This window comes from Dietzia sp. ANT_WB102 (genome assembly GCF_008369165.1).
Taxonomy (GTDB): domain Bacteria; phylum Actinomycetota; class Actinomycetes; order Mycobacteriales; family Mycobacteriaceae; genus Dietzia.
This window is the reverse complement of record NZ_VOBA01000001.1, coordinates 1,546,289-1,571,152: the sequence shown is the minus strand read 5'-3', so window position 1 is coordinate 1,571,152 and position 24,864 is coordinate 1,546,289. Positions and strand designations below refer to the sequence as shown.

Annotated in this window: 19 protein-coding genes; 5 read left to right on the top strand and 14 right to left on the bottom strand. The window is 68.3% G+C overall.

Annotated features, from left to right (window positions below; translation table 11 throughout):
- Position 1: 1 nt before the first annotated feature.
- Entirely contained in the window at positions 2 to 574 is a 573-nt protein-coding gene (locus FQ137_RS07225; protein ID WP_149291792.1) for a TetR/AcrR family transcriptional regulator, read from the bottom strand.
- Positions 575 to 647: 73 nt separating this feature from the next.
- Between FQ137_RS07225 and FQ137_RS07220 the strand changes: the two genes are divergently transcribed.
- The 5 genes from FQ137_RS07220 to FQ137_RS07200 all read left to right on the top strand — a co-directional run bounded on the left by FQ137_RS07220 (position 648) and on the right by FQ137_RS07200 (position 5,018).
- A complete protein-coding gene (locus FQ137_RS07220) occupies positions 648 to 2,123 on the top strand; it encodes an aldehyde dehydrogenase (RefSeq protein WP_255583782.1) in 1,476 nt (491 codons plus the stop codon).
- A gap of 77 nt (positions 2,124 to 2,200) precedes the next feature.
- Positions 2,201 to 2,953, top strand: a complete 753-nt coding sequence (locus FQ137_RS07215; RefSeq protein ID WP_149291790.1) for an SDR family oxidoreductase — start codon at positions 2,201 to 2,203, stop codon at positions 2,951 to 2,953.
- Complete coding sequence (locus FQ137_RS07210; protein ID WP_149291789.1) at positions 2,950 to 3,939, top strand: NAD(P)-dependent oxidoreductase; 990 nt, start codon at positions 2,950 to 2,952, stop codon at positions 3,937 to 3,939. The genes FQ137_RS07215 and FQ137_RS07210 overlap by 4 nt, the downstream gene beginning before the upstream one ends.
- Positions 3,936 to 4,334, top strand: coding sequence for a carboxymuconolactone decarboxylase family protein (locus FQ137_RS07205; RefSeq protein ID WP_149291788.1), 399 nt, complete (start codon positions 3,936 to 3,938; stop codon positions 4,332 to 4,334). Before FQ137_RS07210 ends, FQ137_RS07205 begins: the two co-directional genes overlap by 4 nt.
- 24 nt (positions 4,335 to 4,358) lie before the next feature.
- Positions 4,359 to 5,018, top strand: coding sequence for a class I SAM-dependent methyltransferase (locus tag FQ137_RS07200; RefSeq protein WP_149291787.1), 660 nt, complete (start codon positions 4,359 to 4,361; stop codon positions 5,016 to 5,018).
- Between the two features lie 19 nt (positions 5,019 to 5,037).
- On the opposite strand, the gene FQ137_RS07195 is transcribed toward FQ137_RS07200, so the two are convergent.
- The 13 genes from FQ137_RS07195 to FQ137_RS07135 all read right to left on the bottom strand — a co-directional run bounded on the left by FQ137_RS07195 (position 5,038) and on the right by FQ137_RS07135 (position 24,861).
- Complete coding sequence (locus FQ137_RS07195) at positions 5,038 to 7,056, bottom strand: VWA domain-containing protein (protein ID WP_149291786.1); 2,019 nt, start codon at positions 7,054 to 7,056, stop codon at positions 5,038 to 5,040.
- Positions 7,057 to 7,099: 43 nt separating this feature from the next.
- Positions 7,100 to 8,506 (bottom strand): sigma 54-interacting transcriptional regulator, encoded by a 1,407-nt coding sequence (locus FQ137_RS07190; RefSeq protein ID WP_223146493.1) that lies wholly within the window; start codon positions 8,504 to 8,506, stop codon positions 7,100 to 7,102.
- Positions 8,507 to 8,577: 71 nt separating this feature from the next.
- Positions 8,578 to 9,033 (bottom strand): carboxymuconolactone decarboxylase family protein, encoded by a 456-nt coding sequence (locus tag FQ137_RS07185; RefSeq protein ID WP_149291784.1) that lies wholly within the window; start codon positions 9,031 to 9,033, stop codon positions 8,578 to 8,580.
- Between the two features lie 110 nt (positions 9,034 to 9,143).
- Positions 9,144 to 10,190 carry a pirin family protein gene (locus tag FQ137_RS07180; RefSeq protein ID WP_149291783.1) on the bottom strand — a complete coding sequence of 349 codons (1,047 nt, stop codon included), beginning with the start codon at positions 10,188 to 10,190 and terminating at the stop codon, positions 9,144 to 9,146.
- The gene (locus FQ137_RS07175; RefSeq protein ID WP_149291782.1) at positions 10,187 to 11,080 is read right to left on the bottom strand and encodes an SDR family NAD(P)-dependent oxidoreductase; all 894 of its coding nucleotides are present in this window, start codon (positions 11,078 to 11,080) and stop codon (positions 10,187 to 10,189) included. Before FQ137_RS07175 ends, FQ137_RS07180 begins: the two co-directional genes overlap by 4 nt.
- Before the next feature lie 58 nt (positions 11,081 to 11,138).
- Complete coding sequence (locus FQ137_RS07170) at positions 11,139 to 11,996, bottom strand: LLM class F420-dependent oxidoreductase (protein WP_149291781.1); 858 nt, start codon at positions 11,994 to 11,996, stop codon at positions 11,139 to 11,141.
- A 75-nt stretch (positions 11,997 to 12,071) separates the two neighbouring features.
- A complete protein-coding gene (locus FQ137_RS07165) occupies positions 12,072 to 13,202 on the bottom strand; it encodes a prenyltransferase (protein ID WP_149291780.1) in 1,131 nt (376 codons plus the stop codon).
- Between the two features lie 6 nt (positions 13,203 to 13,208).
- Positions 13,209 to 13,928, bottom strand: a complete 720-nt coding sequence (locus tag FQ137_RS07160; RefSeq protein WP_149291779.1) for a class I SAM-dependent methyltransferase — start codon at positions 13,926 to 13,928, stop codon at positions 13,209 to 13,211.
- Positions 13,922 to 15,292, bottom strand: a complete 1,371-nt coding sequence (locus FQ137_RS07155) for a glycosyltransferase family 4 protein (RefSeq protein WP_149291778.1) — start codon at positions 15,290 to 15,292, stop codon at positions 13,922 to 13,924. The genes FQ137_RS07160 and FQ137_RS07155 overlap by 7 nt, the downstream gene beginning before the upstream one ends.
- Positions 15,293 to 15,491: 199 nt before the next feature.
- Positions 15,492 to 19,451: a DNA-directed RNA polymerase subunit beta' gene (locus FQ137_RS07150; RefSeq protein ID WP_149291777.1), complete on the bottom strand. Its 3,960-nt coding sequence runs from the start codon at positions 19,449 to 19,451 to the stop codon at positions 15,492 to 15,494.
- A 126-nt stretch (positions 19,452 to 19,577) separates the two neighbouring features.
- Complete coding sequence (locus FQ137_RS07145) at positions 19,578 to 23,084, bottom strand: DNA-directed RNA polymerase subunit beta (RefSeq protein ID WP_149291776.1); 3,507 nt, start codon at positions 23,082 to 23,084, stop codon at positions 19,578 to 19,580.
- A 420-nt stretch (positions 23,085 to 23,504) separates the two neighbouring features.
- A complete protein-coding gene (locus FQ137_RS07140; protein ID WP_149291775.1) occupies positions 23,505 to 24,176 on the bottom strand; it encodes a hypothetical protein in 672 nt (223 codons plus the stop codon).
- A gap of 19 nt (positions 24,177 to 24,195) precedes the next feature.
- Positions 24,196 to 24,861, bottom strand: a complete 666-nt coding sequence (locus tag FQ137_RS07135) for a hypothetical protein (protein WP_149291774.1) — start codon at positions 24,859 to 24,861, stop codon at positions 24,196 to 24,198.
- Between the last annotated feature and the right edge of the window lie 3 nt (positions 24,862 to 24,864).

The following is a 24,864-nucleotide window of genomic DNA, read 5'->3' as shown; positions in this document are numbered from 1 at the left end:
GTCACCTCAAGATGAGTAGTGCAGCGGATTCGATGGCGTCTGCCATGTCCGAGTAGGAGCCGTAGCCCATCCCTGCTCGGACGAGGGCGCCGGCATAGACCATCTCCAGCGCGTTGACCACGTCGTCGTCGCTCTCCTCCCCCAGCGCCGCCACGAGGCGACGTCGGATGTCGGTGCCGATCCGGACCCGCAGGTGGGAGACCTCGGGGTCGTCGCCCAGCAGGGCAGCGGTGACTGCCGAGGACAGTTCCGGCTCGTCGGCGACCAGGAGTGCGACGTCGCGGAGAACCGCGACCGCCCGGTCAGCGGTCGAGCCGCCGTCGGGCATCTCGGTGACGTGGTCGTCCAGGCGTCGCCAGAACACCTCCGCGATGAGGTGCCCCTTGGAGGAGAAGTACGTGTAGGCGGTCGCTGGTGCGACGCCGGCCCTGGCTGCCACGGCGCGGACGGCGAGGCCCCCGGGCCCCTTCTCCCGCAGCACCTCGACCGCGGCGCTGGTGAGACGGTCGACGGTCTCGGCCTGCTGGCCGTTGAGCCTGCGCCGCGTCGATTCAAACCGGAGATCACTGGACATGTGTCTGGACAGTACACCACCCGTCGGACTACCGTCTAGACAGTTGTCCACCCATCCCGACGGAAGGCTCCCCGTGACGACGAGCATCAACTACACCGCCCCCCTGCTGATCGGCGGCGACCTGCGTCCAGCGGCAGGACGCGCCACGTTCGACGTCCTCAACCCCGCCACCGAGGAGATCATCGGCCAGGCTGCCGACGCCGGGCGCGAGGACATGGACGCGGCCATCGCCGCCGCTCGCGACGCGTTCGACACCACCGACTGGTCCACAGACCACGCCTTCCGCGCGCGGTGCCTGCGGCAATTGCGCGATGCGCTGCAATCCCACATCGAGGAACTGCGCGCACTGACCATCGCCGAGGTCGGGGCGCCGTACCTGTTCACCACCGGACCCCAGCTGGAGGGCCCCGTGGCGGACCTGGGCTGGCTCGCCGACCTGGCCGAGACCTACAACTGGGTCACCGAGCTCGGCGAGTCCGAGGTCATGGGCGTGCGCTCAACACGCACCACTCGTCGAGAGGCGATCGGCGTTGTCGGCGCCATCACCCCGTGGAACTTCCCCAACCAGATCAACTTCGCCAAGATCGGCCCCGCGCTGGCCGCCGGCTGCACCGTGGTCCTCAAGCCCGCCCCCGACACCCCGCTCATCGCCGCCGCGGTGGCCCGTATCGCCGCCGAGGAAACCGACATCCCCGCCGGTGTGCTCAATGTGGTCTCCTCGTCCGACCACGGGCTCGGCGAGCAGCTGACCACCGATCCACGCGTCGACCTCGTCTCGTTCACGGGGTCCACCGCGACCGGCAAGAAGATCATGGCCGCCGCCGCCGAGACGCTGAAGAAGGTCTTCCTCGAACTCGGCGGCAAATCCGCCGCGGTGGTGCTCGACGACGCCGACCTGAACTCTGCTTGCTTCATGACCGCCCTCAACGCGTGCACGCACGCGGGCCAGGGATGTGCGCTGACCACCCGGCTGGTCGTGCCGCGGGAGAGGTACGACGAGGCCGTCGAGGCGGCCAAGGGCGCCATGGCCTCGTTCGCGCCAACGGATCCACGCGACCCCGGCGCCTTCTGCGGGCCGGTGATCTCCGCCGTCCAGCGCGAGCGGATCGAGAGCTACATCGCGCTGGCCGTCGCCGAGGGCGGGACCATCGAGATCGGGGGCGTTCGCCCCACCGGCGAGGGCAAGGAGCGCGGGTTCTGGGTGGAGCCGACCCTCATCTCCGGCCTGGACAACTCCGCGCGCGTGGCGCAGGAGGAGATCTTCGGGCCCGTCCTCGTCGTCATCCCCCACGACGGGGACGAGGACGCCATCCGGATCGCCAACGACTCCCCCTACGGCCTGTCCGGCGCGGTGTGGGGCACCGACCCCGAGCGGATCGAGAGGGTCGTGTCCGGTATCCGGACCGGGACCCTCGGCGTCAACGGCGGCGTCTGGTACGGCGCAGACGTTCCCTTTGGTGGCTACAAGCAGTCCGGGATCGGCCGTGAGATGGGCCGCGAGGGCTTCGAGGAGTACCTCGAGATCAAGTCCGTGGCCACCCCGGCCTGAGGCCGCAGCACCCGCGCGACCACCCACTCGCGCGACCACCTCACACCATCCCACCGACAGGAAGAGATACACACGACATGGGACGCTTCGACGGCAAGACCGCCATCGTGACCGGAGCCGCCGGCGGCATCGGCGAGGAGTATGCCAAGGCGCTGGCCACCGAGGGGGCGAACGTCGTTGTCGCCGACGTCTCGGCCGAGGGCGGCGAACGCGTCGCCTCCGAGATCGTCGCTGCCGGCGGGCAGGCGTTCTTCCAGCACACGGACGTCTCCGACCCGGACTCGGCGAATGCCTGCGCCGAGGCGGCGGTGGAGAAGTTCGGGCGGCTGGACATCCTCGTCAACAACGCCGCGATCTTCGGCGGCATGAAGCTCGACTTCCTCATCACCGTCCCGTGGGAGTACTACGAGAAGTTCATGTCGGTGAACCTGAACGGCCAACTGCTCATGGTTCGGGCCTGCTGGGAGAAGATGGCCGCCGGCGGCGGGGGTGCGATCGTCAACCAGTCCTCCACCGCGGCGTGGCTCTACTCGGGCTTCTATGGCCTGGCCAAGGTAGGCGTCAACGGCCTCACCCAGCAGTTGGCCACCGAGCTGGGCGGCTCGAACATCCGCATCAACGCGATCGCTCCCGGCCCTATCGACACCGAGGCCAATCGCACCACCACCCCCCAATCCATCGTCAAGGACATGGTCGACAAGCTGCCACTGAAACGGATGGGCCAGCCAGAGGACCTGGTGGGCATGCTGCTCTTCCTGCTGTCGGACGAGGCATCGTGGATCACCGGCCAGATCTTCAACGTCGACGGCGGACAGGTCATCCGATCATGAGCGATCCGGTCCCGGGGGGACAGATCCCCACGGCGGGCATCGGCCCCGGCGGGCCTGAAGACTCCCCCGCCCCGGTGGGGTTCATCGGTCTCGGCAACATGGGGGCACCCATCGCGAAACGCCTCCTGGCCTGGCCGGGCGGACTCGTGGTGTGCGACGTGCGTCCCGAGGCCACGGAGCCGTTCGTGGCCGAGGGTGCCACTGCCGCCGCGACCGGTGCCGACGTCGCCCGCACGGCACGACTGATCTCGGTAACGGTGCTCGACGACTCGCAGGTGCGCGAGGTCGTCGACGGTCCGGACGGGATTCTGCGAACCGCTGTTCCGGGGACCATCATCGCCGTGCACTCCACCATCTCCGACTCCACGGCCGTAGAGCTGGCAGAGGTGTGTGCGGCCTCCGGTGTCCACCTCGTGGACGCACCAGTCTCCGGCGGCGCGCAGGGCGCGAAGTCGGGTCAGCTCGCCGTGATGGTCGGAGGTTCGCGCGAGGTCTACGAGGCATGCACGCCGGTCTTCGGACTGTGGGCGGGCATGCCGGTCCACGCCGGTGACGTGGGCGCAGGGACCCGGATGAAGCTGGCCCGTAACCTCCTGCACTTCATCTCCTTCACCGCGACCACGGAGGCCTCCCGACTGGCCGAGGCCGCGGGCATCAACATTGCCGAGTTGGGCCGCGTGGTCCGCCACACCGACACGATCACCGGGGGCGCCGGAGCCGTGATGCTCCGCGACACCACCGCACCCATCCCCCGCGACGACTTCTGGCACGGCGTGTTCACCCACGTCCGCGGGCTGGGCGAGAAGGACCTGTCCCTTGCGCTGGGCCTCGCCGCTCGGCTGGGCGTGGATCTGCCCCTGGGGACGATCGCCCTGCGCGACCTGGGCGCCGGGTTCGGCGTGGGACCGGGTGAACTCGCGCGCGCAGCAGACGTCGACGACGCCGGCGGGAACAGACACGACCACGACGACGAGGAGAACCGATGAGCGACACTGCGGACGCCGGGATGAGCCCGGAGCGCGAGCACGGACTGGCCATGATGACCGAGGTGTACGGCTTCGAGATGTCCGACGGGCCCGGTGATTACTTCGCCGAGACGGCGGACCACCTGTTCGGCAGGATCTGGTCCCGCCCGGGCCTGAGCCACCGCGATCGCCGCCTCCTGCTCCTGGGGGCGCTGACCGCCCAGGGCAACACCGACATCGCGGACATCCAGGTGGGCGCGGCGCTGGGCAATGGCGAATTGACGCCGGAGGAACTGGAAGAGATCGTGCTGTTCCTCTGCTACTACGTGGGGTGGCCCAACGGGACCTCACTCGGCAACGTCGTGGGCCCGCACGTGGCGCGGGCCCGCAAGTCCGCCCACCGCGCCGAGAGCTGAGAGACGGACGCTAGGTTGAAACCCATGACCGCACCCGAGATCGAGCCTTCGCTGCTCGCCGTAGCGCTCGCCGCCCCCGGCTTCATGCCGCTGGAGGAGGGCACCACCCTGTACGACATCGCCTGCGAGTTCCTGGGCGACGGCGTGGGTGTGGAGATCGGCACCTACTGTGGCCGCTCCACGGTGTTCCTCGGTGCCGCCGCCCGCGTGACCGGCGGCAGCATCGTCACCGTGGACCACCACCGGGGGTCCGAGGAACATCAGCCAGGCTGGGACTACCACGACACGACGCTCGTGGACCCGCACACCGGCCGCCTCGAGACCCTCGGTGCGTTCCGACACACCATGTGGGATGCGGGGCTCGACGAGGTGGTAACCGCCGCCGTGGGCACTTCCCAGCAGGTGGCCCGCGTCTGGGGCACGCCCGCGTCGTTCGTCTTCATCGACGGAGGCCACTCCTCCGAGGCCGCTCAGGCCGACTACGAGGGCTGGGCCCCGTGGGTGAAGATCGGCGGGGCGCTGCTCATCCATGACGTGTTCCCGAATCCGGAGGACGGCGGCCGTCCCCCGTACGAGATCTACTGCCGCGCCCTGGAATCTGGCCAGTTCACCGAGGTCCGCTCCGTCGACTCGCTGCGCGTGCTGCGCCGGGATTCGGGCGAGGTCGGCGCGCCCATGCCCTGAGCCCGGTGAGCGGCCGCTCTCACATGGCCCAGCGACCTCCGGCGCTCCACGGGTCGCCGGGCGAGGAGCGGCCGCGCCGCGAGTGCAGGAACCGGCCCACCACCGCCGCTCCGAGGTCGTCGACGTCCGGCGCGACCACCGTGCCATCGACTCGCCGGGCCAGCGCGTCGAGGAACCGGGACAGCCCCGGGTCGTCGCCGAGCCGGAAGAAGGTCGTCGTGGCTCCGAAGCGTGCGACGCGGTCCAACTCGTCCACCGTGGTGCGGATGGTCTCCGGGTCCGGCGGGTAGGCGAACCACGGCTCGCCCCCACTGAGCAGGTGGGCGGTGGGTTCACCGTCGGTGACGATGAGCAGCACAGGCTGCATCGTCGGGTGCTCGCGGAAGTACCGCCCGGCGAGCAGCAGCGCGTGGTGCAGGTTCGTGCCGGCCTCGTACTGGGCGTCCAGGGCCAGCAGGTCTTCCACCGTCCGGGTCTGGGCGAAGCGACCGAACGAGATGAGTTGCAGCCGGTCCTGCCGGAAGCGGGTACTCACCAGGTGGTGCAACGCCAGGGCCGTGCGCTTCATCGGCACCCATCGGCCCTCCATCGCCATGGAGAACGACGTGTCCACCAGCAGGGCCACCGCGGCCTGGGTGCGCGCCTCGGTCTCGCGGACCTCGATATCTTCGGGGAGCAACCGGATCCCGGCGCCCGGCTCTCCCCCTTCGGCGGCGATGCGAGAGATCGCGTTGCCGACGGTCCTCGGCACGTCCCAGGACTCGACGTCGCCGAACTCCCAGGCCCGACTCGACCCCGTCTGCTCCCCCGCAGCCCCCGACAGTCTGGTCTCACGCGCGCCGGTCCGGCCGGACAGCCGCTGGGCCGCGTCGTGGAGCAGTGACCGTCCGAGTTTGCGCAACGCGGCCGGGGAGAGCCTGAGGTCACCGTTCTGCCGGCGGGTGAGGTATCCCGAATCGCGCATCTGCTGTTCGAGTCGCGCGAGGGTCTGCACGGACACCGCGGCCTCGCGCCCGAGGTGCCGGGACACCGCCTCCAGGTCGAGTTCGGACAGCGGGGACCTGTCGCTTCGGGACAGCTGCTCGGCAAGCCGGTCTAGGTCTCCGAGCTCGGCCATCGCCGCGGTCCCCTCGGACATCCCCAGCCCCTCGGAGCCCTCGAAGTCCTCGGAGCCATCCCAGTCCTCGCCCGGCCGCAAGGACTGCAACAACCCGTCGAGTCGGCCGAGCTGCTCCATGAGCTCAGGCGAGCCGAACGCCTGCTGCGACAGGGCCATGAGCTCCTCCCGCTGCTCCGGGGTCATCGAGCGCATCATCCGTTGCGCGGCGGCCGCGCGCTTCGCGAGCGTGTCGATCAGCTCGTCGACGTCTCGCGGCTGCTCCGGGAACGCGTCGGAGTGCTTGTCCATGAAGTCGCGGAAGTCTTCCGGGGTGTCCTCCCCTCGAGCGTGCTTGTCGAGCAAGTCGGTGAGATCGGAGAGCATCTCGGATACCGCGGCGCGGTCGGCGTCGGTCGCGTTCTCCAGCGCCTGCTTCATCCCGGCGAAGCGGGCATCGAGCGCCTCGGCTCCCATGAGGTCCTGGATCCGGCGGTAGGCCTCGCGTGCGTCTGTCGAGGCCCAGTCGTAGTCCTTGAGCTCCCCGACCGCGGCGGCCGGGGAGTCCGGCAGGTTCTCGATGGTCATCTCCCGCAGGGTGCGGTCCATCGGGTCCATGCCGGTGTCGCGTGCGAGCTGTCCACGCTCGGCGAGGAGCGCCTCATCGAGCAGTGCCGAGATCTCTTCGAGCGTGCCGCCCAGGCGGTGCCGTTGCAGTAGTTCGCGTCGGCGACGCTGGACCCGTCCGGCCATCTCGTCGAGGCCCGGCTGGTCGCGCCCGCCGGTGCGCAGGAACTCGCGCAGCGATTGCTCCGGGGAGTACCCGGCCATGACGCCCTCGGAGACCGCGTCGAGCGCCTCGGACAGGTCGAGCGGGGGCGCGAGCGGGTCCGGCCCGCCCACATAGCGCCCGTAGCGGGCGCGGGGCTCTGGTCGCGACATCGCGCACCTCCTGTTCCAGGCGGCCAGCGGCCACCAGGCGTTGTCAGCCGTAGACGGCGGCGCCGTCCCCGGTCTCCTTGGACAGGCGCCGCGAGAGGTAGAGCCCCTCCAGCGCCAGCTCGATGCCGCCGGCCCGCTGGCCGGCGTTGGTCGCCCCCACCCGCTCGGCGATCTCGTCGTAGAGCCCTGGTTCGGACAACTCCGGCAGTGCGTCGAGGAACTCCGCGGCGGTGACGCTCGCGCCGGTCGTCAAGGTCACCGACCCGTCGAATGCCTCGACGAGCGGGGCCATGTCGACCCCACGGAACAGCTCGCGCACCACGTCGACCGTGGCGGTGCGCAGCAGGTACCGCAGGATCTCGGTCTCTCGCCCCTCCTCGCCGGGTTCGAACTCGATCTTGCCGCGCAGGACCTCCACCGCAGCATCCACATCGACGAGCCGCGCCACGGCCTCGCCGGGGTCGTCGACACCCCGCACGGCCGCTCGCCGCCGCGCCGCCGCCGCGACCGTCTCGGCTCCGGCGATCGCGAACCGCGCGGAGACGCCGGAGGCCTGGTTGATCGAGTCGGAGGTCCGTAGCTCGCGGGTGAACCGAGCGAGCAACTCCAGCAGGGGATCCGGTACCTCGGCGGTGAGTTCGGCTTCCTGCCGCACTACCCGGATCTCGTCGGCCAGGTCCAGTGGGTAGTGGGTGCGGATCTCGGCGCCGAACCGGTCTTTGAGCGGAGTGATGATCCGACCGCGGTTGGTGTAATCCTCCGGGTTGGCCGATGCCACCACCAGGACGTCCAGTGGCAGGCGAAGAACGTAGCCGCGGATCTGGACGTCCCGTTCCTCCATGACGTTGAGCAACGCCACCTGGATCCGCTCGGCCAGGTCGGGAAGTTCGTTGAGGGCCACGATCCCGCGGTTCGCGCGCGGCACCAGCCCGTAATGGATGGTCTCCGGGTCGCCCAGTCGCCGGCCCTCGGCGACCCGCATGGGGTCGACGTCGCCGATCATGTCGGCTACGGAGGTGTCCGGGGTGGACAGCTTCTCCACGTAGCGCTCGGTGCGGTGCCGCCACTCGACGGGCAGCGCGTCCCCCTCGCGGGCGATCCGCTCGCGGGTGGGCTCGGTGATCGGCATCAGCGGGTCTTCACCCAGTTCGGACCCGGCCACGACGGGTGACCACTCGTCAAGCAATCCGACGAGTGTGCGCAGCAGGCGGGTCTTGCCCTGTCCGCGCTCACCGAGCAGCACGATGTCGTGTCCGGCGATGATCGCGCGCTCGACCTGAGGGATCACCGTCGTGTCAAAGCCGTGCATGCCCGGCCACGGGTTGCGCCCGGCGGCCAACGCCGCAAGCAGATTCCCGCGTAGCTCCTCACGGAGGGTGCGGCTGATGTATCCGGCGGCGCGTAGCTCGCCGAGGGTCCTGACGTCCGGCTTATCGCTCACACCGCCCACCGTAGCCCTGGGACGCCGCTTGCGCTTCCGGCCGCGAGGAGGCCCGTGCGTGCGCGTTGGTCAGCGGCTACTCAGTCGTCGATTCGGGGCTGGTGGTGACTGGCGATCGACACCCTGTTGAACGCGTTGATCAGCACGATCGTCCACTGCAGCGCCGAGAGTTGCTCATCCGAGAAATACTCGGCCGCGTCCGCTGTCGCCTCAGCGCGCTCATCGACGTCGTCCAGGTTGGTGAGTGTCTCGGCCAGGCGTAGCGCGGCCTGCTCGGGTCCGCCGAACTCGTCGAGCTCCCGCCAGGCCGGGAGAAGGTCGAGCCTTCTCTCCGAGACGCCCGCCTTCCGCGCTGCCGGCACGTGGGTGGCCAGGCAGGCGGCGCACCCGTTGAGCTGCGATACGCGCACGTTGACCAGCTCGAGCAGCGCCTCGTCGAGCCCGGCGTCCATGGCTGACTCCCGCGAGGCGACTGCGGTGCGCACGAGCTGCTTGTAGACCTCTCGCTGTACCCGGTCCAGTTGCGGAACACCCACGTCAGGCCTCCCCGCTGCGCAGCCGCTCGCTGCCGTGGTCGGGGAAGTGGACACGCCCGTCTGTGGACTCGGTCATCTCTACTCTCCTCTGCGTTGTGGCCGGCTCGTTCCTAATCAGCTTCCTGGTGGTACGGCTGGGTCTGCGCGCGCGGATGCGGGTTGACACGCGGTCTGAGGGTGGTGTTTGGCAGTGTCGGGGCGGGCAGCCGGGTCAGGCCTTGCGGGTCGTGGCCGATGTACCCGTCCACACGACCGAACCGTTCTGATTCGGCCTCCCACTGCTCACGGTAGTGCGCTATCTCGTCATGGGTCCGGCCGATGAAGTTCCACCACATGATGATCTCCTCCTCGAACGGCGTCCCGCCGATGAGGACCGCGCGACCGGTCGTTGTTCCGCTGTTGCGGATGGTCAGCGTGGTCTCGCCGACGCCGGTGTACGCGAGATGGGCCGGAGCCACGGTCACGCCCTCGAGGGTGAGGTCGCCGGTGTCGACCAGCAGACCGTGCTCGAACTCCGGGTCCACGTCCAAGCGCAGTTCGGCGCCGGGATCAAGAAGGATCTCGGCGGCCACGAGAGGGCTGAAGGTCGCCACCGACGACGACGAGCCCAGCAGGGATCCCATGAAGACCCGCACGGATCCGCCGTCGACACGGACGGGCTCGGGCACGTAGTGGTCGAACCTGCGGCCACTGCTCTCGCGGTGCTCGTCGGGGAGCACGGCCCACAGCTGCACTCCGTGCAGCACGGTGGTGTCCTGGGTCGACACCTCGGTGTGACAGATGCCCGCGCCCGAGGTCATGAGGTTGAGCTCTCCCGGGCGCACCACGGCGTGGTTGTCACCGGAGTCGTGATGTGTGACATTGCCTTCGAAGAGCCAGCTCACGGTCTGCAGTCCGGTATGTGGGTGCGACGGGATGTCCATGCCGCCGCTGAGCGAGACGTCGTCGGGCCCGTAGTGGTCTACGAAGCAGAAGGCGCCGATGAGCGAGCGCTGGCGTTGCGGCAGGGTCCGCCTGACCGTCATCGCCCGCGGCCCGCCGAGTGGGACGTCGCGGGAGGTGATGATTTCCACGGAGGCCCCACCCCGTTGCGGGCCGTTGGGTGCCCCGCCTGGCTCGCATTCGATCTCGGTCGGGCGGGGGTCCAGGTTGCTCATTCCGCCACCTCAATCGTCTCAGCTCGGGCATCGACCGCCTCGCGGCGCAACTCGAGCTTCTTGGCGTCGATCTTGCCACTCAGCGCAAGGGTGAGCGCCTTGTCCACCACCGACACCGGCAGGTGGTCCAGCAGGCGCCGGCCGATATCCCACCGCACGGCGTAGCGGTGGCGGGGCCGGGCGGTGGTGCCGGCCGTCCACACGGCCTCGGCGAGCACGGAAGGGTCGGTGGCCTTGTCGTCCTCTCCGGCGGCCATCTCGCCCATCACAGCGGCCATCGCGGCGAACGGTGAACCGGGGACGGTGGATTCCTGGAAGCGGCGTCGGATCGAGGCGGTCATTCCGGTACGGAACGGGCCCGGCTGCACTATGACCACCTCCACCCCGAGGAACATCAGCTCGCGACGCAGCGCGTCACCGTAGGCTTCGATCGCATGCTTGCTCATGGCGTAGGCGCCGTTCATCGGCATGCTGTGCTGCGGGCCCGTCTCAGAGCTGATGAGCACCACCCGGCCCCGGGTCTGACGGAGCAGGTCCCAGAGTGCGTGGACGGTGCGCACGGTGCCCATGACGTTGACGTCCAGGACCCGTTGCACTTTTGCAGGATCCGTCTCGGCCACCGGTCCGATCCCCAGGATGCCGGCGAAGGTGATGACCGCGTCGAGGCGACCGTGCTCGGTGCGGACCCGGTCGGCCAGTGCGGTGAGGGACGCGGTGTCGGAGACGTCCGTGGCGACGGGGGTGATGTGGTCCCCGCCGGGCGGCGCCTCGAGATCGGCGGCCACGACGTGCCAACCGCGGGCGGCGTAGAGGGCGGCGGTGGCCGCCCCGAGGCCGCCTCCGGCTCCGGTGATGACGACGACGGGGCCGACGGGGGCGCTGGTATCCATACCCCGACCGTACCGTCGGACCCGGCCTTGATGGGGCGTGCAGGAGAGCCCGGCCGGCTCAGACCGAGGCGCTGAGGCCGAGTTTTCCGGCGAGGCGGTCGATGTACGCCAGCACCTCGTCCTCGGATCGGTCCGGGGTGCCGTAGACGAGTTCGTGGACGCCGAGGTCGCGGTAGCCCTCGATCTTGTCGGGGTCCGGCTTGCCGTCGAGGACCACGATGTACGGTTCGCCGTCGCGGCCCGCCTCCGCCCACAGTTCGCGCAATCGGCGCACGCTGTCGGCGATGTCCCGTGAGATCGGGGTGGTCATCCAGCCGTCGGCGCTGCGGCAGATCCACTTGAAATTCTTCTCGGTGCCCGCCGCACCGACGAGCGTGAGAGGGCCAGGCTTCCGGACAGTCTTGGGCCACGCCCAACTGGGGCCGAAGTCCACGAACTCGCCGTGGTACTCGGCCTCGTCGTGCGTCCACAGCTCACGCATCGCCTCGAGATACTCGCGCAACATGGTGCGACGGCGCCCGGGCGGCACATTGTGGTCGGCCAACTCGTCGAGATTCCAGCCGTATCCCACGCCGAGCACCGTGCGGCCGTCGGAAAGATGGTCAACCGACGCGATGGTTTTGGCCAGCGTGAGGGGATCGCTTTCCACCGGGAGCGCCACAGCCGTCCCGAGCCGGATGGTCGACGTCACGGCCGCGGCGGCACCCAGCGCGACCCACGGGTCCAGGGTGCGGCTGTACCGCTCGTCGGGCAGTTCCGCTCCGCCGGTGCCCGGGTGCGCGGCCTCGCGGCGCACCGGGATGTGGGTGTGCTCAGGAACGTAGAACGCCGAAAACCCGGCCCGCTCGGCAGCCACGGCAGCCGTGGTCGGGCGGATGCCCCGGTCACTGGTGAACAGGGTCAGTCCGAATTCCATGCGATCTCCCTCGTGCACTACCCCCGTCTCCCGACATCTGACCAGACAGGTGTCCAGCGGGGGTTTGGGAGAAGGTTAGCGCACGACGACCTCGGGTGGGCAGACCTCGCCCGGTACGCAATCGGCCGGGTCTCCCGGCTGCGATTGCAGTCGCTGCATGGTGTGATTCGTGACGTAACGGAAGATTTCGTTGCCCGGTGTGGTGCGCGAGAGGGCGTCCGCGGCCAGCAGCATGACCGCCGCGGTCCATGTGCTCAGCTCGACCGGCCACCGCTTGCCGTCGGCAAATACTAGGCCGGTCCAGTAGGAACCGTCGACGTCGCGCAGGTGCTGCATATTGGTGAACTGCTGCAGGGCCTGTTCGTGCCGCCCAGCCGCCTCGAGTGCGAGCACCAACTCGCACGTCTCGGCCCCGGTGACCCAGGGCCGGTGGTCGACGCAGCGGATACCCAGGCCGTCCACCACGAAATCGTCCCACCGGGAGTCGAGGCGCGCCTGGGCCTGCTCCCCCACCATCACGCCCGCCAGGACCGGGTAATACCAGTCCATCGAGAACTCATCCTTCGGCGTGAAGAGTTCCGGGTGTGCGCGCAGAGCGTGGCCCAGCCTGTCGGCGGCGGCGTCCCAGTCCGGGGCACTTCCGCCGAGCTCCTCAGCGATCGCGACCCCACACCGCAGCGCGTGGTGAATACTGGACGAGCCGGTGATCAGGGCTTCGTCGCAGAACCCCTCCGGTCCCGCGCCCCACCACATCTGCCCCTCGGGCCCCTGAAACGTCAGAACCAGGTCGAGCGCCCGGCGCACGGTCGGCCACATAGATTCGAGGAACCCCGGCGTCGCGGCGACCAAATGGTGGTGCCACACGCCCACCGCGACGTACGCGCAGAAGTTGGAGTCGATGTCACCATCGGCGATGTGACCGTCCTGCCACTTCATCGGCCAGGAGCCGTCGGTCCGCTGGGTGTCGCGGAGGAATCCGTACGCCCGCTCGGCGGCCTCCCACTGGCCAGCGACGGACAGTCCCATCGCGGACTCCACGTGATCCCACGGATCGGTGTGCCCACCGGTGAACCACGGGATCTCGCCGCTGGATTTCTGCACAGAGGCGATCCACTCGCCGGTAGCGCGGACCGCGTCGGCGGCGAGGACTCCCGGCACCGCGGGGACCGGACGGTTGTCGGAGACGTCGTTGTTGGGCGTCTGCACGGGCGATCAGGCCTCCACGGGCTTACGCAGATAGAAGACGATGGACTTACCCATCACCGGGTTGAGCATCTTCTCTGCGGTGCGGGTGATCCAGGGACCCTTCATCAGATCCCATACGAGGAGCTTGTGGTAGGCCTTGGGCAGCGGGTGGTCGTCGTTCTCCGTACCCACCGCGCACTTGAGCCACCAGTACGGGGCGTGCAGCGCGTGGGCGAATCCGGTACCCGTGACCTCCAGGCCGGCGGCGCGGAGCTTGTACCCCAGTTCCTCGGCGGTGTAGATCCGGCAGTGCCCGCCCGGGTTGGAATGGTACGCGTCGGACAGCTTCCAGCAGAGTTTCTCGGGCCACTCGCGGGGCACGGTCACCGCGGCGACGCCGCCCGGCTTGAGGATTCGCACCAGCTCGGCGATCGCTGTGGTGTCCTCGGGCACGTGCTCGAGGACTTCGGAGATCAGCACCAGGTCGAAGGTGGCGTCCTCGTACGGCATGTTCAGCGCGTCTCCGGTCACTGCCTCGCCCTTCGAGGTGGGCAGCCCCTCGCCCTCGGCCTCCATGGCGGCGAGCATGTCGGAGACCTGCTGCATCTCGTCGGCGTTCTGGTCGAACGCCGTGACATTTGCGCCACGCCGGTAGAGCTCGAAGGTGTGGCGACCTAGTCCGGCCCCCACGTCGATCGCCCGCATACCTGGGGTGACCCCCAGACGGTCGAAATCAGCGGTCAACATGCGGCGTCCTCCTGCTCACGGATGTCGTACTCTCCGGACTCCGGGAGCACCTCGGACACGTCGGTGACGTGCTCGTCGATCTCTGCCTGATCCGGCCCGAGGACCGGTCCCGCCGTCAGGTCCGGCAGGACCACGCCGCGGACCCGGGCGATCGCCGCCTCGTAAACCTCGACGGTACGACGGGCCACGGCGGCCCAGCTGTAGCGTTCCATGACCCGCGCGCGGCCCCCCTCGGAGAGCCGGGCGCGCTCGGCCGGGTCAGACAGTAGCGCACTGATCTCGCGGGCAAGGGCGTCTACATCGCCCGGTTCGACCAGGCGAGCCGCCGAGTCGTCGGTGCCGACGACCTCCGGCAGCGCGCCGGCACGGGTCGCGACGAGTGCACACCCACTGGACATGGCCTCCACCGCCGGCAGGGAGAATCCCTCGTACATGCTCGGCACGACCGCGATCTCGGCCGATCCGACGAGATCGGCGAGCTCGTCATCGTCGACCCCGGACACCAGGTCCACCGCGTCGCGCAGGTCCAGCTTGTCCAGCAGCCGCGCAGCCTCACCCTTGCGCTTGAGCTTGGACACCAGCGTCAGACGCACACCGGGATGCTCCTCGCGGACCTTGGCCAGCGCGCGAAGCAGGACCGGCACACCCTTGAGTGGTTGGTCGGCACTGGCCACGCACACCAGGCGGCCGGGCTCGCGCACCCGGCGATGGTGGAAGCGGTCGGTGTCCACACCCAGTGGGATGGTCACGATGCGGTCCGGGTCCACACCGAAGTCGGTGGCGATGTCCTCCGCGGAATTGCTGGAGACGGTGATGATCTCCTGCAGTCGGCGCGAGACGCGCTTCTGCATGCCGAGGAACCCGAACCAACGCCACGTGGTGATCTTCTTGCGGAGGGGAGCTTCTTTCATCGCGAGCGCGCGGTCCCGCGTGATGGGGTGGTGCACCGTTGCCACCACGGGGAAGCCCGCCTTCTCGAGGTCCAGCAGGCCGGAGCCCAGGCACTGATTGTCGTGCACCACGTCGAAGTCGTCCAGACGCTCACGGAGCGTGCGCGCCGCCCGCAGGCTGAAGGTCCGCGGCTCCGGGAACCCGGCGGTCCACATGGTGACCACCTCGAGAACGTCGATCATGTCGCGGATCTCCCGCGGATGCGGCGTACGGAACGGGTCGGCGTCGTTGTACAGGTCCAGGCTCGGGACCTCGGTGAGCACGGGGCCCGGGTCGAGTTGCGGGTAGGGCTGCCCCGAGAACACCTCGACCGTGTGTCCGAGTGCTGCCAGCTCACGGCTGAGGTGTCGGACGTAGACGCCCTGGCCTCCGCCGTGGGGCTTGCTCCGGTAAGAGAGCAGCGCGATCCGCACGGTCGATCGCCTCCTTCATGGTCGTCGGCCCACCGTCGGCGATGTCGCGGGCGGCGACGGGCACATCGGGAAAGTCTAGAACACGTTCGCCACAGTGGCGCACACGGCCGGAGAAGCGCACCGGACCCCCGGCGCGCAATGCGCTCGGGGGTCCGGTGGTGGCGGTGACGCGCGACCGTCAGACGGTCACGCGGGCCGATCAGTAACCCAGGTCGTCCAGGCGGACGGCGGCGCCGGTGGCGTCACCGAAGCCGTCCTCCGGGCCGTAGAAGCCGTCGCCGTAGTCCGGGATGGAGTACGCGGCGGCGCGGGCCTCCTCGGTGGGCTCGACCGTCGAGTTGCGGTACCGGTTGATACCGGTACCCGCCGGGATGAGCTTACCGATGATGACGTTCTCCTTGAGGCCCACGAGCTTGTCCGACCGCTTGTTGATGGCGGCGTCGGTGAGCACGCGGGTGGTCTCCTGGAAGGACGCCGCGGAGAGCCACGAGTCCGTGGCCAGCGAGGCCTTGGTGATGCCCATGAGGACCGGCCGCGCCGAGGCCGGCGAACCGCCCTCGGTGAGCACGCGACGGTTCTCCGCCGTGAGCTCGGCACGCTCGACCAGCGCACCGGGCAGGAACTCGGTGCTGTTGGACTCGTTGATTGCGACGCGGCGCATCATCTGTCGGACGATGACCTCGATGTGCTTGTCGTGGATGGACACGCCCTGTGAGCGGTACACCTTCTGAACCTCGTCAACGAGGTGACTCTGCACACCGTTCGGTCCCAGGATGGCCAGCACCTCGTGCGGATCGGCCGGGCCCTCGAGGAGGGCCTGCCCGCGCTCGAGGTGGTCGCCGTCCGCGATCGGGCGGGAAGAGCCGTCCTCCAGCTCGATGTGGGCCAGGCCCTGACGCTTGGAGAGCTTCTCGTAGACGATCTCGTCCGCACCGTTGTCCGGAACGATCGTGATCGTGTAGAAGCGCTCCTCCTCCTCCATGCGGATCCGTCCGGCCTCCTCGGCGATCGGAGCCTTGCCCTTGGGCACGCGGGCCTCGAAGAGCTCCTGGACACGCGGCAGACCACCCGTGATGTCGTCACCGACGCCACCCTGGTGGAACGTACGCATCGTGAGCTGGGTACCCGGCTCACCGATCGACTGGGCGGCGACGATGCCGACCGCCTCGCCGATGTCCACCAGCTGACCCGTGGCCATCGAGCGGCCGTAGCACGTCGCGCACACGCCGGTGCCCGTGGTGCAGGTGAGGACCGAACGGACCTTCACCCTCTCCACGCCGGCGTTGATGAGCGCCTCGATGGTCGGGTCGCCGAGGTCGGTACCGGCGGCGACGATGACCGTGCCGTCGGCGTCGGTCGCGTCCTCCGCCAGCGTCCGGGCGAACGTCGAGGTCTCTACGTGCTCATCGCGCTCGAGGGCACCGGTCGGGTTGCCCTGGACGTCCATGGCCGGACGCGCGATGGTCGTCTCCACGCCCTTCGTGGTGCCACAGTCGGTCTCGCGCACGATGACGTCCTGCGAGACGTCGACGAGACGACGGGTGAGGTAACCCGAGTCGGCGGTACGCAGGGCGGTGTCGGCCAGACCCTTACGTGCGCCGTGCGTGTTCATGAAGTACTCGAGCACGGTCAGGCCCTCACGGAACGAGGACTTGATCGGCTGCGGGATGAACTCGCCGTTCGGCCGCGTGACAAGACCCTTCATACCCGCGAGTGCGCGGATCTGGGTCATGTTGCCCGCCGCACCCGACTTCACGATCGTGGGGATCGGGTTGTCGTCCGGGTAGTTGGCCTCCATGGCCTGGCCGATCTCGTCAGTGGCCTCCTGCCAGAGCTTGACCAGGTCGGACTTGCGTTCCTCGTCGGTGATCTTGCCGAGGTCGTACTGCGACTCCAGGCGCTCGGCCTTGGCGTCGTACGAGGCCAGGATCTCCTTCTTCGCCGGCGGGACCAGCACGTCGGACATGGCGATGGTGACACCCGAGCGGGTGGCCCAGTAGAAGCCCGTGTCCTTGAGCTTGTCCACCGTCTGCGCCACGACGATCATCGGGTAGCGCTCGGCCAGGTCGTTGATGATCACGGCCTGACGCTTCTTGGGCATCTGCTCGTTGACGAACGGGTAGTCCGCCGGGAGCAACTCGTTGAACATGACGCGACCGAGCGTGGTCACGGTCAGCCACTCCTGCCCCGGTGTCCAGCCCTCGGGGAACTGCTCCGCCTCGATCTCGGCGCTGGGGCGCTGGTGCGTCATGCGGACCTGGATCGGGGCGTGGATGTCGAGCACTCCCAGATCGACGGCCATGATGGCCTCGGACGGGGTCGAGTACACGCCGGTGGCCGGCGAGTCCTCGGCGGCCGGGGTGAACGAGCCGGTCGCGCCCTCATCCAGACGGGTCAGGTAGTACAGGCCGGTCACCATGTCCAGACGCGGCATGGCGAGCGGGCGCCCCGACGCCGGCGACAGGATGTTGTTCGAGGCGAGCATGAGGATGCGCGCCTCGGCCTGGGCCTCCGCGGACAGAGGGAGGTGCACGGCCATCTGGTCACCGTCGAAGTCGGCGTTGAACGCCTCACACACGAGCGGGTGCAGCTGGATGGCCTTACCCTCTACGAGCTGTGGCTCGAACGCCTGGATGCCGAGGCGGTGCAGTGTGGGCGCACGGTTGAGCATCACCGGGTGCTCGGCGATGACCTCTTCGAGCACGTCCCACACCTGGTCGCGCTGGCGCTCGACCATGCGCTTGGCGGACTTGATGTTCTGCGCGTGGTTGAGATCCACCAGCCGCTTCATGACGAACGGCTTGAACAGCTCGAGGGCCATGAGCTTGGGCAGACCGCACTGATGCAGCTGCAGCTGCGGGCCGACGACGATGACCGAACGGCCGGAGTAGTCGACGCGCTTGCCGAGCAGGTTCTGGCGGAACCGGCCCTGCTTGCCCTTGAGGAGATCCGACAAGGACTTGAGCGGGCGGTTGCCCGGACCCGTGACGGGACGGCCACGACGGCCGTTGTCGAACAGCGCGTCGACGGACTCCTGGAGCATCCGCTTCTCGTTGTTGACGATGATCTCGGGGGCACCGAGGTCCATCAGTCGCTTGAGGCGGTTGTTGCGGTTGATCACGCGACGGTAGAGGTCGTTGAGGTCCGAGGTGGCGAAGCGGCCACCGTCCAGCTGGACCATCGGACGCAGCTCCGGCGGGATCACCGGGACGGCACCGAGCACCATCGCGGCCGGGTGGTTCCCCGACTGCAGGAACGCGGAGACGACCTTGAGCCGCTTGAGGGCCCGGATCTTCTTCTGCCCCTTGCCGTTGCGGATGATCTCCCGCAGCGACTCGGCCTCGGCCGCGAGGTCGAAGTTCAGCAGCAGCGACTGGATCGCCTCGGCGCCCATGCCACCCTCGAAGTACTCGCCGAAGCGGTCCTCGAGCTCGCGGTAGATGCCCTCGTCGACGATGATCTGGTTGACGTCGAGCTTGGTGAAGGTGGTCCAGATCTCGTCGAGGCGGTCCAGCTCACGCTGGGCCGACTCCCGGATCTTCTTCATCTCCTTCTCGCCGCCGTCCTTGACCTTGCGGCGCTGGTCGGCCTTGGCGCCCTCGGCCTCGAGCTCAGCGAGATCGGCCTCCAGCTTCTTGGCACGAGCCTCGATGTCGGAGTCGCGCTCGTCCTCGATGATCTTGCGCTCCTCGAGGACCTGGGCTTCGAGGGTGCTCAACTCGTTATGACGCAGCTCGGTGTCGACGCTGGTGATGACGTAGGCGGCGAAGTAGATGATCTTGTCGAGATCCTTCGGCGCCAGGTCAAGCAGGTAGCCGAGTCGCGACGGGACACCCTTGAAGTACCAGATGTGGGTGACCGGCGCGGCCAGCTCGATGTGCCCCATGCGCTCGCGACGCACCTTGGCGCGGGTTACCTCGACGCCACAACGCTCACAGATAATGCCCTTGAAGCGCACGCGCTTGTACTTGCCGCAGTAGCACTCCCAGTCCCGGGTGGGACCGAAGATCTTCTCGCAGAACAGGCCCTCCTTCTCCGGCTTGAGGGTGCGGTAGTTGATGGTCTCCGGCTTCTTGACCTCGCCGTAGGACCAGTTACGAATGTCGTCGGCAGTCGCGAGACTGATGACCAATTCGTCGAAGTAGTTGACGTCCTGCACGTAGGCGTCCTTTCCCGGGTGGGATGATGGCGGGCCCCTTCCGGGGTGGGGCCGGTATGGGGCCCGCCGAGGTGGAACTCGAATCTGTCGGGTGCGGGGCTGGGGCGGCGTGGGCCGCCCTCCCGCCTACTGGGCCAGCTCGTCGGCCGCCGAGGACTCATCGCGCGAGAGGTTGATCCCCAGGTTCGCGGCGGTGCGGTCGAGGTCGTCGTCGTCTCCATCACCCAGGGAGACTGCCTGGCCGTCGCTGGAGAGCACCTCGACGTTGAGGCACAGCGACTGCAACTCCTTGAGAAGCACCTTGAAGGACTCGGGAATACCCGGCTCCGGGATGTTCTCGCCCTTGACGATCGCCTCGTAGACCTTCACGCGGCCCACGACGTCGTCGGACTTGATGGTGAGCAGCTCCTGCAGCGTGTACGCGGCGCCGTAGGCCTGCATCGCCCAGCACTCCATCTCACCGAAGCGCTGGCCACCGAACTGGGCCTTACCGCCGAGCGGCTGCTGGGTGATCATCGAGTACGGACCGGTCGAGCGGGCGTGGATCTTGTCATCCACGAGGTGGTGCAGCTTGAGGATGTACATGTAGCCCACGGCCACCGGGTACGGGAAGGGCTCGCCGGAGCGACCGTCGAAGAGGGTCGCCTTGCCGTCGGCCTGGACCATGCGCTCACCGTCACGGTTCGGCAGGGTGCAGCCGAGCAGTCCGGTGATCTCCGTGTCCGCCGCGCCGTCAAAGACGGGGGTGGCCGTATTGGTGCCGGCCTCGACGCTGTGGATCTCCTCCGGCAGCTTGGCCGCCCACTCGGGCAGGGAGCCGTCCGCCTCACGCGGCACCTCCCAGCCGGCCTTGGCCAGCCAACCGAGGTGGGTCTCCATGATCTGACCGATGTTCATACGACGAGGGACACCGTGCGTATTGAGGACGATGTCCACCGGCGTGCCGTCGGGCATGAACGGCATGTCCTCCGCGGGGAGGATCTTGCCGATGACGCCCTTGTTACCGTGGCGGCCGGCGAGCTTGTCGCCGTCCTGGATCTTGCGCTTCTGCGCCACGTACACGCGCACCAGCTCGTTGACGCCGGGGGGCAGATCGTCGTCGTCGTCCCGCGAGAACACGCGGACGCCGATGACCTTGCCGGACTCGCCGTGGGGCACCTTGAGCGAGGTGTCGCGCACCTCGCGCGCCTTCTCACCGAAGATGGCGCGCAGCAGGCGCTCCTCCGGCGTCAGCTCGGTCTCGCCCTTGGGCGTGACCTTGCCGACGAGCACGTCACCGTCACGGACCTCGGCGCCGATGCGCACGATCCCGCGGTCGTCGAGATCCGCCAGGACCTCGTCGGAGACGTTCGGGATATCCCGCGTGATCTCCTCGGCGCCCAGCTTGGTGTCGCGGGCATCGATCTCGTGCTCCTCGATGTGGATGGACGTGAGCACGTCCTCCTCCACCAGGCGCTGCGAGAGGATGATCGCGTCCTCGTAGTTGTGGCCCTCCCACGGCATGATCGCGACGAGCAGGTTCTTGCCCAGCGCCATCTCGCCGTTCTCGGTGCAGGGGCCGTCCGCCAAGACCTGTCCGGCCTCGACCCGGTCACCCTCGTCCACGATCGGCCGCTGGTTGGAACACGTGCCCTGGTTCGAGCGGGCGAACTTGGCCAGGCGGTAGGTCTGGCGACCACCGTCGTCGTCCATCACGGTGATGAAGTCGGCCGAGACCTCCTCCACCATGCCCGGGCTGGTGTTGACGACCACGTCGCCGGCGTCCACGGCCGCACGCAGCTCCATACCGGTACCGACGAGCGGCGCCTCGGAACGCACGAGCGGGACGGACTGCCGCTGCATGTTCGCCCCCATGAGGGCTCGGTTGGCGTCGTCATGCTCGAGGAACGGGATCATCGCGGTGGCCACGGAGACCATCTGGCGCGGCGAAACGTCCATGTAGTTCACATCGCCGGGCTGGACCATCTCGACATCGCCGTGCTTCTTGCGTACGAGGATCCGGTCCTCGACGAAGTTGCCCTCTGCGTCGATCTCAGAGTTGGCCTGCGCGACGACGTAACGGTCCTCCTCGTCCGCAGTCAGGTAGTCCACCTGGTCGGTGACGACCCCGTCGATGACCCGGCGGTACGGGGTCTCGATGAACCCGAACGGGTTGACCCGGGCATAGACCGAGAGTGAACCGATCAGACCGATGTTCGGACCCTCGGGGGTCTCGATCGGACACATGCGGCCGTAGTGCGAGGCGTGGACGTCGCGCACCTCAAGGCCGGCGCGCTCACGCGACAGGCCACCGGGCCCCAGCGCGGAGAGACGACGCTTGTGGGTCAGGCCCGACAGCGGGTTGTTCTGGTCCATGAACTGCGACATCTGGGAGGTTCCGAAGAACTCCTTCAGCGCCGCGGTGATGGGCCTGATGTTGATGAGCGACTGCGGGGTGATCGCCTCGGAGTCCTGCGTGGTCATGCGCTCGCGGACGACACGCTCCATGCGGGACAGGCCCACGCGGACCTGGTTCTGGATGAGCTCACCCACGGTACGCAGGCGACGGTTACCGAAGTGGTCGATATCGTCGACCTCGACCGGCACCTCTCGGCCCCCGGACACCTGCATCGAGTTCTCGCCCGCGTGGAGACGGACCAGGTACTCGATGGTGGCGGCGATGTCCTCACGCGTGAGCGTGGTGGTGGCATCCCCCTCGGGGTCGGGCAGGCCGAGCTTGCGGTTGACCTTGTAGCGGCCGACCCGGGCCAGGTCGTAACGCTTCTCCTTGAAAAACAGGTTCTCCAGGAGCGCCTCGGCGGACTCGCGGGTCGGCGGCTCACCCGGGCGCAGTTTGCGGTAGATCTCGAGCAGGGCCTGGTCGGTGTCCTCGACCGTGTCCTTCTCGAGCGTGGACATCATGATCTCGGAGAAACCGTAGCGCTCCTTGATCTCGGTGGTGGTCCACCCGAGAGCCTTGAGTAGCACGGTGACCGACTGGCGACGCTTACGGTCAATGCGGACGCCGACGGTGTCGCGCTTGTCCACGTCGAACTCGAGCCACGCACCACGTGACGGGATGACCTTGACGGAGTGGACGTCCCTCTCCGTGGACTTGTCGCGCGAGCGGTCGAAGTACACGCCCGGCGACCGGACGAGCTGGGAGACGACGACCCGCTCGGTGCCGTTGATGATGAACGTGCCCTTGTCGGTCATCATGGGGAAATCACCCATGAAGACGGTCTGGGACTTGATCTCGCCGGTCTCAGTGTTCTCGAACTCGGCCGTGACGAACAGCGGGGCCTCGTAGGTCCGGTCCTTCTCACGGCAATCCTCAAGGGATGCCTTGACCTCTTCGAAATAGGGCTCCGAGAACGAGAGCGACATGGATCCGGAGAAGTCCTCGATCGGGGAGATCTCCTTGAGGATGGACTCCAGGCCTCCCTCGAGGTTCGTGGTGCCGCGCGAGGCGGCCCTCTCTTGCCACTCCTCCGAACCGATGAACCACTCGAACGACTCCGTCTGGAGGTCGAGCAGTCCCGGCACCGGCAACGGCTCGGTGAGCTTCGCGAACGAAACTCTCCGGGGCGCACCGGGAACGGTGGAGACTGACGTGGTCTGGCGGGAGACTGCCAAGATGGGTCCTTCCAGCACCTCACGTGATCACCACGGGCGGTGATCACAGATATATCTGCGAGCGGTCCGCCGACGGGTATCCACCCTGGTCCGCCGCGGTACGTACAGGCTCGGAAATCACCCGGTGAAACCGGGAGTGAGCCGTCACGGACGGACGGGAGGGCAAATAGCAGCCAGCGCAACGACCTAATCTATCGGAAGGCGGCGACAAAGTCCAGCCTTCTACGGAGTTGCCCCCGGAGGCTGTTCGCGTGCGTGGCGCGGCGTCCGTCTCTGCGCTGGTTGCCCTCGTGGCTTTCGCCTCATCGGCCCCCGGTCGGGACGTCGCACCCGGACTGTCTGGAACCAGCCCGATGCCCCTAAAGGGTGACGGGTGAAAGCCCGTTCGTCAAGGAACCGGCGCGGTCGGTTGCGGGATCGGCTGCAAGTCGCCCCTCATCAGGAGGGCAGATCCGGAATTCGCGACAGTTTCCACACGCCGTCGACCTTGTCGAGACCGACCAGATACGTGCCGCTGGTGCTCCCTGCGGCTACACCGTCCCGTGACATCGACACGTCCTGGACCAGCAGGACCTCGGCCTTGTCGTCCTGCAGGTAGGACAGTCCGGCCTCACGCACCTCCGCATCCACGGTGGTGGCGGTCTGCTCGTAGCTGTCGCGCAGGGCCGGCCAGTTCTTGTCGAGTTCCTCCACGAGCGCTGGGGTCAGGAACTCGCCGAGGGAGTCGTGGTAGTCGTCGAGTTTCTCGTGGTCGATCGCCACGAGCCGTTGGACGTTGGTCGTCGCGGCGGCGAGAACCTCGTCGGTGGCTGCCCGGTCGACAAATGCCCGGTTCTCGACCGAGACGCCTGGCTCGGTCGCCAGGAACGCCCCCGTGACTCCGGCCACGACCCCCACCGTTAGAGCGGCGTAGGTGAGCGTCCGGGCCTGGGGACGACGACGAACTGCCGCTTCCCTGGATCCGTCGCGTGTCGTGCGCGCGCGCACCTCGTCGTCTCCGGTCTGCCCAACCCGCGGGGTGGTCTCCGGACGGGTCGGTCCGCCGTGGCCAGCCAGTCGTCGCCGGGCCGGCGGGGTGACAGATTTCGGGGTCCTCTTGATGGGTGGCATCAGTTTGTCCCGTTCCTTCTCATCGCCCGGCGGAAGTGGTCGGCGCCGGGGTGGACGACTCCTTCTCCCCGGCCGGGTCCTGTGGTGCGCGGTCGGTCCCGGGCGTCCGCAGTTCCTGCACTGACTGGCTGGACTGTCCGACCGGGACGGTCACACCCACCTGGTTGACCGCGTCGGCCTTCCACTGCCCGTCCTCCAACGTGAGGTCCACACGCATCGCCTGACGGCCGGTGATGTCCTCCTGGCCTTCGCGCTCGGAGTGCGCGGTGAATACAACCAACACCGCCGCGTCCCCGGCTTCGCGGTCGAGCTCCTCGACCGCAGTGTGCGAGACCGTCGCCGTGGTGACCGCCTTCTGCTCCGTGACACGCGTGCGTACGTCCCCGGCCCACTGTTCCTGCTCGGCGAGGAAATCCCCCGTCGACGACGCGGCTAGCTGCTCGAGAGAATCGTCCACGCTGCGGTGATCGAAACTGAAGGCGTTGATGATGACCTGGGCGGCGACATCCGCGACCGCCTCACGCTCCTGCGCGACCTCCTGGTCCGACCTCGCCTGGAGGTACCGGACGCCGAACACCCCCAGCGTGGCCAGGCCGGCGACCAGGACCACGATGGACACGATCGTCAGCCACCTCGGGACACTGCCCCCGGCGTCGGCTCCCGCGCTCGTCTCCTCAGATCTCATGGC